At 59.6% G+C, this 13,179-nt stretch carries 16 protein-coding genes; 2 read left to right on the top strand and 14 right to left on the bottom strand.

Features of this window, described 5'->3' with window-relative positions:
• Nucleotides 1-35: 35 nt before the first annotated feature.
• From kdpC to SGRAN_RS00810, 11 genes are all read right to left on the bottom strand, one after another.
• A complete protein-coding gene (kdpC, locus tag SGRAN_RS00845; RefSeq protein WP_067179880.1) occupies nt 36-608 on the bottom strand; it encodes a potassium-transporting ATPase subunit KdpC in 573 nt (190 codons plus the stop codon).
• 72 nt (nt 609-680) lie between these two features.
• Nucleotides 681-2,750: a potassium-transporting ATPase subunit KdpB gene (gene kdpB / locus SGRAN_RS00840; protein WP_067179877.1), complete on the bottom strand. Its 2,070-nt coding sequence runs from the start codon at nt 2,748-2,750 to the stop codon at nt 681-683.
• 42 nt (nt 2,751-2,792) lie between these two features.
• Nucleotides 2,793-2,969, bottom strand: a complete 177-nt coding sequence (locus SGRAN_RS22470; protein ID WP_172709596.1) for a hypothetical protein — start codon at nt 2,967-2,969, stop codon at nt 2,793-2,795.
• An 8-nt stretch (nt 2,970-2,977) separates the two neighbouring features.
• On the bottom strand, nt 2,978-4,681 hold the full coding sequence (gene kdpA, locus SGRAN_RS00835; protein WP_067179874.1) for a potassium-transporting ATPase subunit KdpA: 1,704 nt from the start codon (nt 4,679-4,681) through the stop codon (nt 2,978-2,980).
• Between the two features lie 30 nt (nt 4,682-4,711).
• Nucleotides 4,712-4,801: a K(+)-transporting ATPase subunit F gene (kdpF, locus tag SGRAN_RS00830; protein WP_067179871.1), complete on the bottom strand. Its 90-nt coding sequence runs from the start codon at nt 4,799-4,801 to the stop codon at nt 4,712-4,714.
• Nucleotides 4,802-5,286: 485 nt separating this feature from the next.
• A complete protein-coding gene (locus tag SGRAN_RS21410) occupies nt 5,287-5,532 on the bottom strand; it encodes a hypothetical protein (protein WP_080919767.1) in 246 nt (81 codons plus the stop codon).
• 54 nt (nt 5,533-5,586) lie between these two features.
• Entirely contained in the window at nt 5,587-5,781 is a 195-nt protein-coding gene (locus tag SGRAN_RS00820) for a hypothetical protein (protein WP_067179866.1), read from the bottom strand.
• A gap of 183 nt (nt 5,782-5,964) precedes the next feature.
• Entirely contained in the window at nt 5,965-6,708 is a 744-nt protein-coding gene (dapA, locus tag SGRAN_RS00815) for a 4-hydroxy-tetrahydrodipicolinate synthase (protein ID WP_237233668.1), read from the bottom strand.
• A 261-nt stretch (nt 6,709-6,969) separates the two neighbouring features.
• Nucleotides 6,970-7,119, bottom strand: coding sequence for a hypothetical protein (locus SGRAN_RS22465; protein WP_012561350.1), 150 nt, complete (start codon nt 7,117-7,119; stop codon nt 6,970-6,972).
• On the bottom strand, nt 7,116-7,427 hold the full coding sequence (locus SGRAN_RS22050; RefSeq protein WP_139789148.1) for a hypothetical protein: 312 nt from the start codon (nt 7,425-7,427) through the stop codon (nt 7,116-7,118). Before SGRAN_RS22050 ends, SGRAN_RS22465 begins: the two co-directional genes overlap by 4 nt.
• 64 nt (nt 7,428-7,491) lie before the next feature.
• Complete coding sequence (locus tag SGRAN_RS00810) at nt 7,492-8,637, bottom strand: porin (RefSeq protein WP_067179863.1); 1,146 nt, start codon at nt 8,635-8,637, stop codon at nt 7,492-7,494.
• A 319-nt stretch (nt 8,638-8,956) separates the two neighbouring features.
• Here SGRAN_RS00810 and SGRAN_RS00805 point away from each other — a divergent pair, with 319 nt between their 5' ends.
• Entirely contained in the window at nt 8,957-9,733 is a 777-nt protein-coding gene (locus SGRAN_RS00805) for a 2-keto-4-pentenoate hydratase (protein WP_067179860.1), read from the top strand.
• A gap of 18 nt (nt 9,734-9,751) precedes the next feature.
• On the opposite strand, the gene SGRAN_RS00800 is transcribed toward SGRAN_RS00805, so the two are convergent.
• The 3 genes from SGRAN_RS00800 to SGRAN_RS00790 all read right to left on the bottom strand — a co-directional run bounded on the left by SGRAN_RS00800 (nt 9,752) and on the right by SGRAN_RS00790 (nt 11,893).
• On the bottom strand, nt 9,752-10,024 hold the full coding sequence (locus SGRAN_RS00800; RefSeq protein WP_067179857.1) for a hypothetical protein: 273 nt from the start codon (nt 10,022-10,024) through the stop codon (nt 9,752-9,754).
• Between the two features lie 684 nt (nt 10,025-10,708).
• Nucleotides 10,709-11,467, bottom strand: coding sequence for an ETC complex I subunit (locus tag SGRAN_RS00795; RefSeq protein ID WP_067179855.1), 759 nt, complete (start codon nt 11,465-11,467; stop codon nt 10,709-10,711).
• Nucleotides 11,468-11,542: 75 nt separating this feature from the next.
• Entirely contained in the window at nt 11,543-11,893 is a 351-nt protein-coding gene (locus tag SGRAN_RS00790) for an Hsp20/alpha crystallin family protein (RefSeq protein ID WP_237233660.1), read from the bottom strand.
• Nucleotides 11,894-12,015: 122 nt separating this feature from the next.
• Here SGRAN_RS00790 and SGRAN_RS00785 point away from each other — a divergent pair, with 122 nt between their 5' ends.
• Entirely contained in the window at nt 12,016-13,140 is a 1,125-nt protein-coding gene (locus tag SGRAN_RS00785) for a hypothetical protein (RefSeq protein ID WP_067179852.1), read from the top strand.
• Nucleotides 13,141-13,179 lie beyond the last annotated feature (39 nt).

The raw sequence follows: 13,179 nt of genomic DNA, 5'->3' as shown, positions 1-13,179 counted from the left end.
CAGGACGGCTACTATAGCCGTCCTGGCACCTTCATTCAGCCTCTATTGGCGTCGTCGAGCGCCAGGTTCAGCTTGAGAACGTTGACCACGGGTTCTCCCAGGAAGCCGAGTATGCGCGGCTCGACATGCTGATCGACCAGCACGCGCACTGCGGCCTCATCGATGCCGCGGGCTCTGGCGACACGGCCCACCTGGAAGTAGGCGGCTTCAGGCGTAATATGGGGATCGAGGCCGCTACCAGAGGCCGTAACAAGGTCCATGGGGACGGCTGCGCCACTGTTCTCCGTGCGTGATGCCTCGGTATCCGCAGCGACACGATCGCGAAGCGCCTGGCTGGTCGGACCAAGATTGGATCCGCTGGACGCGCCGGCATCGTAGCCATCTGAACCGGCAGCCGAAGGACGCGGGTGGAAGTATCGCTCGCCGGCAAAGTTCTGACCGATGAGTTCGGAGCCTATGACCGTGCCTTCACGCTCGATCAGGCTTCCATTGGCCTGTTGGGGGAAAAGAGCTTGCGCGATACCGGTTACACCAAGGGGATAGATGAGACCGGTGATGACGGTTAGTGCGACAATGAAAAAAATCGCGGGTCTGATTTGCTTGAGCATCGTTACTGTCCTGAATGGTCCGCTGCTGATGGATATCGCTTCGCGGATTGTGTCTGTGATGAACGCTTTCGACTAAACGAGGCCAGCGGCTGTGATGGCCATGTCGATGAGCTTGATGCCGGCAAAGGGCACGAGAATGCCGCCCAGCCCGTAAATCAGGAGATTCCGGGACAGCAGCGAACCGGCTCCGATCGCACGATACTTTACGCCTTTCAGCGACAGCGGGATCAGCGCCACGATGATGAGGGCATTGAAGATGATCGCCGACAGGATGGCGCTCTGCGGTGAAGCAAGGCCCATGATGTTGAGCGCACCAAGCTGCGGATAGAACGCCAGGAACATCGCCGGGATGATCGCGAAATACTTCGCGATGTCGTTGGCGATCGAGAACGTCGTCAGCGCGCCGCGGGTCATCAGCAATTGCTTGCCGATCTCCACGATCTCAATGAGCTTGGTCGGGTCGCTGTCGAGATCCACCATATTGCCGGCCTCGCGTGCGGCGACCGTGCCGGTGTTCATGGCCACGCCCACATCAGCCTGGGCAAGCGCCGGAGCGTCGTTGGTACCATCACCGCACATGGCCACCAGCTTGCCTTTGGCCTGTTCCTCGCGGATCAGCGCCAGCTTGTTCTCCGGCGTCGCCTGCGCCAGGAAGTCATCGACGCCGGCCTCGGCGGCGATAGCAGCCGCGGTCATCGGGTTGTCGCCGGTGATCATCACCGTGCGGATACCCATGCGGCGCAGCTCGGCGAAGCGTTCGCGGATGCCGCCCTTGACGATGTCCTTGAGATAGATGACGCCGAGGAGGCGGCCATCCTTCACCACGGCGAGCGGCGTGCCGCCTGCCTTGCCGATCTCGTCGGCGATACCCTGGAGCTCACGGACGCTTTCAGCGGAAGCACGCGAGCTGCCTGTTGCGACCGTGGCAAGCTCGACATGCTTCAAGACCGCATCGACCGCGCCTTTACGCACCGACGAGCCCTCCAGGTCGACACCGCTCATACGGGTCTGCGCCGTGAACGGGACGAAAGTCGCGTTCAGGCTGGCCATGTCGCGTGCGCGGATACCGTATTTTTCCTTGGCGAGCACGACGACCGAGCGGCCCTCGGGAGTCTCATCGGCAAGCGAAGCAAGCTGCGCTGCATCGGCGAGTTCCTTTTCGGTGACGCCGCGGATCGGCCGGAACTCGCTCGCCTGGCGATTGCCCAGCGTGATCGTCCCGGTCTTGTCAAGCAGAAGCGTGTCGACGTCGCCGGCGGCCTCTACGGCACGGCCGGACATGGCCAGAACATTGAAGCGGACCAGCCGGTCCATGCCGGCAATGCCGATGGCCGACAGCAGCGCGCCGATTGTGGTCGGAATCAGCGTGACGAACAGAGCGACCAGAACGATGATGGGAACATACCCACCTGCATAGGTCGCGAAGCTCGGAATGGTCACTACGGCCAGTACGAAGATCAGCGTCATCCCTGCAAGCAGGATGTTGAGCGCGATTTCGTTCGGTGTTTTCTGGCGTTCAGCGCCTTCGACGAGAGCGATCATCTTGTCGATGAAGGTCGAGCCGGCCGCAGCCGTGATCCGGACCTTGATCCAGTCGGAAAGCACTTGGGTGCCACCAGTGACGGCAGAACGATCCCCGCCAGATTCGCGGATGACCGGTGCTGACTCGCCCGTAATCGCCGCTTCGTTCACCGAGGCCACACCCTCGATGACTTCGCCATCGGACGGGATGATGTCGCCCGGCTCGACGAGAACAACGTCACCGACCTTCAGCGTGGCGCCAGGCACCATTTTGTAGTCGGAACCGCCGTTCGAGAGCAGCTTGGCCTGGGTTTCGGTGCGGGTACGGCGAAGCGATTCAGCCTGCGCCTTGCCGCGCCCTTCGGCCACGGCCTCCGCGAAATTGGCGAATAGCACCGTGAACCAGAGCCACAGAACGATCTGCAGCGAGAAGCCGACGCTTTCAGCTCCTGTGGCAATATCTTTGAGCAGAAGTACCGTCGTCAGGACTGACACCACGGCGACGACGAACATGACCGGGTTTTTAGCGAGGCTCTTCGGATTCAGTTTCCGAAACGCATCCCCTATAGCCGGAACGAGTATGCGAGCGTCCAGCATGCTCGCGGATTTGGACTGGTTCATAAGAAACTCCAGCGAGTTTGTTCTTGGGGGCCAACCACTCGGTCACGCCGCCGCGAGCAATTCAGTGATAAGTTTGGCGAGGAGCACCACGCCCCCCAACGCCAGCGTCATGCCGAGAATGATCGTCGATGCACTGGGCGGTCTGGCCGACCCTCGCTCCTGAAACCAGGAGCGAGGGTTCACGACAAATCGGATCGATCTCAGCCATTTGGCCGTCATCGCGGTTCTCAGAAATTCTGGCCCGCCAACATGGCGAAGTGCTCGACGATCGGACCCAGCGCCAACGCCGGGAAGAACGTCAGGCCGCCGACGATCAGGATCACACCCACCAGAAGTCCGACAAACAGAGGCCCGGTCGTAGGCAGCGTGCCGCTGGACTCGGGAACCGTTTTCTTGGCGACCAGGGAGCCAGCGATAGCCAGCGCTGGAACGATCACCATGAAGCGTCCCATCAACATCGCCAGGCCAATCGTGATGTTGTACCAGGGCGTGTTGGCGGAAAGACCTGCAAAGGCCGAACCATTGTTCGCGGTGCCGGAAGTGTAGGCGTAAAGGACCTCGGAGAATCCGTGTGGACCCGCGTTCGCCATCGAAGCCACACCCGTGCCGAGCACTACGGCAATCGCGGTGAAGCCAAGTATCGAAAGAGGCAGACACAAGACAGCCAGCATGGCCATCTTCACTTCCTTCGCCTCAATCTTCTTGCCGAGATATTCGGGTGTACGCCCGACCATGAGCCCCGCAACGAAGATCGCGACGACGACGAACAGGATGATGCCGTAGAAACCCGCGCCGACACCGCCGATGATGATCTCGCCGAGCATCATGTTGATGATCGGGATCATTCCGCCCAGCGGCATGAAGCTGTCGTGCATGGCTATGACCGCACCGCACGACGCAGCGGTCGTAACGACTGCAAAGAGCGCCGACGTGACGATACCGAAACGGGTTTCCTTTCCTTCCATGTTGCCGCCCTCAAGGCCAAGCGAATGGAGAAGCGGATTGCCCGCGGCCTCGGCCCAATAGGTGATTGCGACACCGGCGAGGAACAGAACGCCCATGGCTGTGAAGATGGCCCAGCCCTTTTTCTCGCTGCCGACCATGCGACCAAACACGTTGGTCAGAGCAGCGCCGATGGCAAAGATCGAGACCATGTGAATGAGGTTGGTGAAGGCATTCGGGTTTTCGAACGGGTGCGAAGCGTTGACGTTGAAGAAGCCGCCGCCGTTGGTTCCCAGATGCTTGATCATCATCTGAGATGCGACCGGACCCTGAGCGATGGTTTGCTGCGCGCCTTCAACGGTTGTTGCGATGGTGTACGGATTGAGGTTCTGCGGAACGCCCTGCCAGACCAGAACCAGGCTGCCGACGAAGCAGATGGGCAGCAAGACGTAGAGCGTGATGCGGGTGAGATCGACCCAGAAATTACCGACCGTTTTGCCAGATGCCCGAGAGAACCCGCGGATCAATGCGACCGCAATCGCGATGCCCGTCGCTGCCGACACAAAGTTCTGCACGGTAAGACCCGCCATCTGGGTCAAATAGCTCATGGTGGTCTCGCCGCCATAGCCCTGCCAGTTGGTATTGGTCACGAAGCTGACAGCGGTATTGAAAGCGCTGGTCGGCTCAACCGCTCCCAGTCCCTGAGGGTTGAACGGCAACCCTCCCTGCAGACGTTGAACGAGGTAGAGAACCGTGAAGCCAGCAAGGTTGAAGAGCAGCATGGCCAGCGCATAGGTCGTCCAATGCTGCTCCTCATTCTCATTCGTTCCGGCGACGCGGTACAGTCCCCGTTCGAGCGGTCCAAAAATCGCCGAAAGGATTGTACGCTCGCCTTTCAAGACGCGGGTGAGATAGCCGCCGAGCGGCTTTACCAGCGCGATGATGATCCCGGCAAAGACCAGGATCTGTATCCATCCATTTATTGTCATCGGTGGGTTCTTTCCGAGCTACTGTCTTGATCAGAACCGCTCGGGACGAGCGAGGGCATAGAGCAGATAGCCAGTCACAAAGACCGCGACGGCTGCTCCGAGGAAGTATTCCAAGATCATGATTGATTTCTCCCAGTCAGAGCTTTTCGCAAATTCTGATGTATCCAAACATCAGTGCGAAAAATCCAACACATATTGCCAGCACAATAACGTCCATTACTTTCGCCTCCGGCGCGGCAGTTGATAAGAATGACCAGCCAATACGGAAAAACTGGCAAGCCACAGCTATAATTCTTCCAGCGCGCCCGAGCGTAAGCACGGGTGCCGGAGGAGGAATTTGGCGGAAATATGGACGCGAACCGCATATAGGTTCGAGAGAGGACGGGGCCTCAAAAAATAAGAATCTAATAGTGTTTTTGGCCTCACTCATTAAAATCTCATAGGAATTTCTCGGTGGAAGCCCGTTGATAAGTAAAATGCCCGCCGACTCGGTAGAGTCGGCGGGCTTTGCTTATCTCAAGGCGAAGATTTACCTCTCCATCTCCAACGTCGCGAGAAGGTCAGCGAGTGTAAAGGCGGGGGCGGGCCGGATCGACGGCAGCCGACTAGGCGGCTGCCCGATGTCCAAACAGCGGGTCCAGACTCAGGCGCTGGCTTTCGGCCATGCAGATCACAGCCCCCGGCGCGTTGTTGGTTTCCTGACGGGCGAAGTGAATCGCCGCATCCTTGCTGACAAAGCAGCCGCCGACGAGGTTACGCTCATCGCGGACGGTCCAGCATCCTCGGTTGTCCTGGCCGACGAAAAAATGGTTCAGAGGTTGGGGAGGCTCTTTCGCTGTGGCGCTTGCCATGGGAGATGATCCTGATTGTTCGTTGAAGAGTGAGCTGTGGACGTCGTTGGCGCGCTAGCCGGCCAACGCGGTGACTGTGGCGACAGCCGCAATCACGAGGGCCATCACGACTCCGAGCCGCAGGAACATTCCAACGTCGGCCATCGGCTCATCCGAGCGCACGGCAACCTTGGCTTCGCCATCCGTCCGCCCATGGTTGGCCTTGTTCTGTTGTTGCATCGCATAGAAATTGTATCCGCGAGGGTGCATTGCAGAGATCCTTTCTCAGTATCGGCAGGCCATTCCACTCGTCGAGTCAAATGATGTCTTTTGCCGATACATTGAATTTAAGGATGTCTGGATTTGTTCTCCATTTCACGGACAGCCGGATTTCATCCGTATTTTCATTGGAGAACACAGCAGCATCATGCTGTTTTTATAAAGGCTACCCGGTCAGGCCGAGAGGGGGACGAGAGACCGCTCGGCGACCAAAGACGTATCGATCGCCAATGTGTCGATCTCCGCCACGGCAGCGCGTACTCTTGCTGCGGTGCCTTCAGTGACCTCGACCAGCGGAAGGCGGACGGCCGGCGAGTATCCGCGCGCGCAATGCAACGCGAACTTGATCGGGCATGGATTGCTTTCAAGTTCCAGCGCCTCGATCAGCGGGAAAAGATGGGCGTTGATGCGCCGAGCTTCCAGATAGGCACTCTTCCGCACCGCGCCGATCATCGCCGCGGTCAGCATCGGAGCGACGTTCGAAACGACCGAAATCGCGCCATCGCCGCCAGTCGTCATGAAAGCCAGCATGGATCGGTCATGTCCGGAAAGCTGGGTGAAACGATCGCCAAAGTAGAGGGCCATCGTGCTTACCCGCGTCGGATCTCCGCTTGCGTCCTTGATGCCGACAAGACCTGACAGGTGTGCAAGACGATCGAGCGTTTCGATCCTGATATCGACGGCGGTCCGCGAAGGGACATTGTAGATGATGATCGGCAGTTCCGCAGATTGCGCGACGCTTTCGAAATGCCGGAACAGGCCTTCCTGGCTGGGCCGACTGTAGTAAGGCGTGACGACCAGAGCACCATCCGCGCCAAGGCGAGCCGCCTCGCTGGTCAACTCCACGGTACGCCGTGTATCATTGGTCCCCGAGCCGGCGATCAGCCAGATGTGGTGCTCCTTGAGGACTCTGGCCATTTCCAACTGCGTCCTCAGGCTTGGCAACTCAGCCAGACGGCTTTCACCGATAGCGCGCCTTCGGTCGTCGAGTTGGAGGGCGGGAGCAGCAGGGCGTGTCATGCCGCTCTCAGAAAAACTATGGCGACGACTTGCACAGCGGCACAGCTCGCCGCAAACATCAGGAGCAGGTATTCCGATCTATGGCGTCGCTCGCGTTTGCAGAACTTCGGTTTCGACCGCAGCAACCTGGGGTGAGCAGGACGGCCTGCAACTCTGCATTCAACCGCCATTGCTGAGCACCAGATAGATGCTGGGGCCTGCGGCAGCAAGAACAGCGCAACCGGCGATCACCACCAGAACGATGATCTCCACGCCGCAGCGGATGAGGTGTCGGGAGACTTGGCGCTTGCTTGGTACAGCCTGGCTCAATTTTCGCCCTCACTTGGGTCAACCTGGCGCGGTTCGCGCCGTCGACTGAGGTTCATCATCTCCAGGCAGAAACGGCCGTCTGACAGTTGCAGAAAGAGACGATAGCAGCCGTAACTCTCGCCTATCAGCCTCGCGGCACCGACCGCATCATTGCGCGTGGGGTGGCACCACTCGGAGTCTTCACCTTCAAGATGCACAGTCCAGCGATCATCATAGTTCCGATAGACCCAGAGAACGGGCACGACCGGATACACAGTCACTGTGGCTTGAGGAGCCTCCAATTTCGATATGATCTGTTCCAAACTCATGTTTCACCTAAGTCCGCAGAGCATCTGCGGAGCCGGCGGCTCCGCATTTCCGCCCGCGCCCGTCCTAGAAAAGCACCCCAGCTTCAAACATCCCGCGAACCTGGTCGCGCTTGTCGAAATTGGACCCAAAGCCGTAGCCTTCGGTGACCCGGTCAATGCGGGTGTACGAGAGCTCGGTGCGCGCGAAGAAGATCCCGCGCTGGTAGGTCGGCGTCACCGTCAGCGACCACGCCCTGCTTTTCGGCCCGTAGAGCAGATTAGTGGGGGCGCAGTCTGCGGCGACGCCGCAATCTCCTCCGCTTGAAGCGATGTACTCGGCGCGTCCAGCGATCGAGAAATTCTCATTGATGGCATATCGAGCCAACAGCGCTCCGCCGAATGTTTCGGCCGAGCGATCAATCCCGATGTCCCTGTTCGAGCGGACCGTTGTGTATTGCAGGTAGGGCTGGAGCGTCAGCGGGCCGTCGACATAGGTGTAGATCACATTGAAGATGCTGCTGTTGTTCTGCGCCAGAGGCGTCGCCGCGCCGGTCTTGCCGGACTCTGCAAAATTGCCTGCGGCGACCAGCGTGATCGTGCTCGACGGCGTCGCCGCATAAGACAACAGACCGGATACCCAGTTGTAATCCCCAGAGTAGAAACCATCATTGACCGACACCGAGGCGTTGAGCGGTCCATTACTATAGTTCACCTGCACACCGCGGCTGATGGCCGGCTCCTGGTTCCAGAGCAGGCCGCGCGCGATATTCATATTCTGGAACGTGAAGGTCGATTCCGCGCCGATTAACGTCGGCAGCAACCCCGCCTGCACCGAGAAATTAGGCGACAGTTCGAGCTTGCCATAGGCAACGGGCACGGGCCCGTACAACTGATCGGTGACGTCGGTTGCGCGGGTATAGGCCGAACCCAAAGAAGGCAGCGAGTAGACACCGCCCTGGACGAAGAACGTCAAGGGCGCCCCGGTTGTCTGCACCTGAATTTGGGCATTGCCGATATCAACGAGAGGATCTGTCGTTCGGGGATCGACGCCGGGAATGCCGTTCGTCTGCGTATTGCCGATGCCTGTGAGCTGGCCGGTGATATGAAGCCGACCAAACACGCCCGCATCCGTACTCATAGGATCGGGGATCGGGCGCAGAGGGCCACCAAAGCTCGGCGCGCTCAGGGGTTCCGCCGCTGCCTGGCCAAGACCCATCATCGAACCGGCCATGATCGCGACCGCGCCGACCGCGCCCCGACAAAGCGTCCGCCGACGCCCAGACCCCGGTCTTGTTGGACGACCGGCCTCGGCTGTGGCCGCAGCTGCGGGTGCGAGGGACGGTTTAAGCGGCTTCATACCTTCAGATCCTTCCGGTTTGGTGGGACCCTCAAGCTAAATAGAGCCGCATATTATTTCGACGGGAGCTCAGCCGCGCTGCGATAGTATTTTCATAAGAAAAGCTCCGACAAAAATATACGTACTCATATAGCCGGATTTTTATTTGACTGAGCACGACTTTGCGCCCTCTCTCGCGCGGGAGTGTGCTTCTATGATTGACCAGAATCTCGATTATCTCGCTAACTTGCTTTGCCGAAACCGTCGGCAGGGACTGACCTCAGACATCCCTTTCGATCTGCTTCGAAGCGAAGACGACGCTTGGGCGGTGCAGTCAGCAGCAATCTCAGCCTTCGCCAATGACGCGGTAGGCTACGCCCTCATAGGGACTTGCCCGGCCATTCGCGGCTCGCTTGGCCTTGCCAGTCCGATCTACTGCCCGATTCCTGTGGGAACAGTGCTTCAAGACTCCCACGGGCCGTTCCGGCTTCCCCAAGGTTTCATCGGGGCACAATGCGAAATCGTCTTTACGATAGGAGGTCCCTTGGGGGCAGACCATTGGCCCATCACTCGCGATCAATTTTGCAAGGCGATCCTGAGCTACCAACCGGCTATCGGTCTTGTCGGGCGACGTGGTCACCTGACTGGGCAACCACACCTGGCCGCCATCGCTGACTATGCGTTCCATGTTTCGACGATCGTCGACAAATATCATGAGCCAACAGGCCTGGAGGCCATGGACAGGATCGACATGCGAGCGTCGATCAACAACGTTCCGGTGTTTCAGTCGGCATCGGGAGAGGGGCTGGTTGATCCGATCAACTCTGCTCTCTGGCTCGTGAATGACCTGATCGCCAGAAGCAATTATCTCAGTGCCGGCGATATCGTAGCAACCGGATCGATCATCCCGATGCTGCTGCAAATCCTTCCTGGTCAGGAACTGAAGGTCGAGTTGTCAGGCGTAGGCGACGCAGCCGCACGCTTTCTTTGAACCAACAGATTTAGCCGATCAAACGGCCAGTTGATGACCACTGAAAATGTAGAGACCCAACGCCGTCGCCGCCAACCATAGAGCTTCATCCCAATAGGTGAAGCTGGTCTTGCCGAATCGTTCGCCGCGATGAACTGCGTAAGCGACGGCCATTACGCCGTATATGCCGGTCCACAACGCAAAGGTTGCAAGGAAATTCTCGCTCTTCAGAATGTAAGCGATTGCCGCAGCGACGACCAGCTTGATGCCATAGCGTCCAATGTGCTCTCGCGACTGCTCGTCTAACCGCATGACACGCTAGGATCGTTCTTTAGATCAGGCCGAAGACGAGAGTCAGCCGGTAGCCAACATACCCGACGCCGATCGCCGTAATTGCAAGGACAAGCAACAAGCCAAGCCCACCCCCACCTGGCTCGTTCTGAGGGCGCGGTGCCTCGTTCTGATTCTTCCTGCCCCGATCATTCCCAGCCATTTCCGATGAGCGCTCCCTCGGCGCTCCAGTGCGCAGCCATTTCTAGGATGCCACTGCATAGGAATTCGAGAGGGATAACCTTCAGGCTATATAGTCAAATTTTATACGCGGACGCTCTCAACGATAAACCCAGACCGGCGCCGATGACGGGCAGCAACCGCTTTAGCTGCCATTGGTCCACAAGCTGCGACCTAAAGACTTGCATGTAAGAGACGATAACCTGTTGAGCGTTGGACGCCCCGATTCATATCCGTCTTTCTGTCCCGTCTCCGGCGATATGGCTTGGGAGGAGAGTGTACGTTGGGCTCGCCGCTCCTTTGATGGCCAGGACGCGGCGGACGCCGTGATCGGCTGGCCGAGAGCGGAACGGCTCTCGCGTCGTTGGACAAATCAAGAGAGTGGCCAGGTGGTGCCATTTCTGCGGGGACGGCAAGCGTCAGCGCGAACCGTCCCGGCAGAACCTTCTGGCAATCGAAAACCACACGTGGGTCAATCGCTGCACCTCATGCCGCCTTTCGCGTGCCTGAATTACCCCGGTCGGCCGCAAGCTCGCGTTCGAGCGCCAGCAGCGCCTGCTCGACCTCGTCGAGGCGCGACGGCCGGTTGTTCTCAGGCATCCCTTCATTGGTTGCCTGGTCGATTAGGTATTCGGTCCAAGCCCAGTTCATCAGGATCGACCGCTTGGCTTCCACCGTTAGCGTAGGATCGCAGACCACGCCCATGGGCGATGTCCAACTCTCCGGACCGGACCGGTCGTTTCGATTCGCTGCGTCGTCGAGGGCGTGCCCGTATCTTTCCTGAAGGGCAGCCAGCCCTAGTCGATCCAGCGTCGCGTCTGAGAACGAGTGCATCGACCTTTCCACTCGCGGAGGCTTTTCATTGACGCGGCGACTGCTGGCGTTGCCGATTTGCCCGGTCGGCCTTTGGACAATATAAGTAAGCCCCTGCCGCTCGGCGTAGCGGATGGCCGATTCCGGTGTCGGGAAGGCTAGCTCGACCTGGGTCAGCGTATCGTCGCCGCCGGTATAGCCCATAAGCGGTTCGATGAAGGGCGCGGTGCGCCGCTCGAACACAAGTCGCCAACCCTTCGTGCGGGCCATTCCGGAGGTCGTTACCGCGCGTGACGGCTTGTAAATGCGCGCAACCGCGTCGTGCGGGAAGACCGGGCGCCCCATCGAAAGGAGCGTGTGCCGGTTGTCGTTCGACGGCCGTCCCTGCAGCAATTGATATTCTGGTTGATCCGTTGATCTCGTCGTCTCCATCTTTCATCCCTTCCTCTCTGGCGAAGGATGCAGCCGACGGCGGTCAGATGGCTCGCCGTCGGCGCCTGCCATGCGTCAGCTCTTGATGGCGATGCGCTTGACCTGCGACTGCGCCTTCTCGCTCTTGGGCAAGGTCACGGTTAGCACGCCGTTCCTGAACCGCGCGTCGACCTTGTCGTCCTTGACCTCGTAGCCGAGCGGGATGCGGCGCTCGAAGCGGCCATAGAAGCGCTCGGTGAACTGCCTGTCTTTGTCCTCCGTTTCGGAGCGCTTCTCGCCCTTCAACGTCAGCACGCCATCGTCGAGCAGGACTTCGATGTCCTTCTCTTCCAAGCCGGGGACTTCGGCGGTCACCTTGATCTCCTTCTCGCCGTCGGAGATCTCCACGCTCGGCCACCCGAGAAGCATTCGCCCCGTGTACAGCAAGGAAGGTGCTTTCCTTCACCGCGACCTCCCACGCCGCCGCGAAGGCGGTCGGAGGGCGCGGGGCCAATATCGATCGCATAGCCAGCGCAATTGAGCACGTGAACTGACCGAGCGCTGGCTTTATGACAAGAACCTTCCTGCACAGCTTTGACCCCCCAACCGCCAATCCCGTCAGCGGCCCCACCATCGACCTAGATGTAGTGGCCATCGATGACGCAGGTATTCGGGAAGTGCTGCAAACGCCGGGTGCAGCTTATGGCGCATGGTCCATTCTGGATGCGCTGCTCACCCCTACCGGTCCTGGGACGCCCTTCATCTTCAAGGAGCCGCTAGGTCAGGCTCGCGAGGTGAAGGTGGCCTTATCTGGTCTGTTCGGGCGTTTTATCGCGCGCGCCTATCTCGAACGGTATTTCAACCTTTCGATCTTCGCGCATCTCGGTAATCGCGTCATCGATCTCGACGGGCGCCGAAAGGTGAAGATCAAGCGCTTGTCCCGAGGCGATCTGCCTGACTGGATCGCTTGCGCCTCCGACCTGTCCTCCCTGACTGTCGCGGAGGCCAAGGGCTGCCATGATGCAGGAGGACCGGCAACGGCATTGGCCCGTGCCTGGAAGCAGGCCGCGCGAATTGATGTGACGGCCCGAAGCCGCAAGGTCACCGTGAAGCGTATCGCCATCGCGACACGTTGGGGCATGGCCGTTTCAGGCCCCGCGGATGCTCATCTCTCGGTCAAGGACCCCGAGGACGAGGGCGAGCCCATCAAGCCAGAGGAAAAAGACGCACTCTTCATTGGGCTGCTCCGCCTCCACATCGCCAATCTTATCCGGCCACTTGGGCATGCCGAACTGTCCGATGTCCTGAAGCGGATGACCCATCAGCCATTCGCCAACCGGCTCCGGGCGGATCTCCAGACGGCACGATCGCTACTTGATGCCGCCCCGGTGGGTGAGGTTGAGAAGACAGGCTCGATCGGCGGGCTTGTCGGTGGAATCGTCACCCGCGCCGGACCTGTAAACGATGCCGATATCTCCGGCACCGATCAGGAAGTGCTCGCTCGCCTTAATCTCCGGCCGATCTTCGTCGGGATAGACCGGGATCTCATCCGCGCCGCCATCGATGCCGAGCCTGAGGCAGTGCGGGGCCGGTTGACCGAGACCACGCAGCCAGATGACTTTGCACGGTCGGACCGCGCGGGCGGATGGATCGTGCCGCTGGGGCAAGAACGCCGCATCATCGGGGGAGTATGAGATGCTGATGGCAAGAGCCGAAGGCGGAAGTTGAGCCTT

This window comes from Sphingopyxis granuli (assembly GCF_001559015.1).
GTDB classification, from domain to species: Bacteria; Pseudomonadota; Alphaproteobacteria; order Sphingomonadales; family Sphingomonadaceae; genus Sphingopyxis; species Sphingopyxis granuli.
This window is presented reverse-complemented; position numbering and strand designations above follow the sequence as displayed.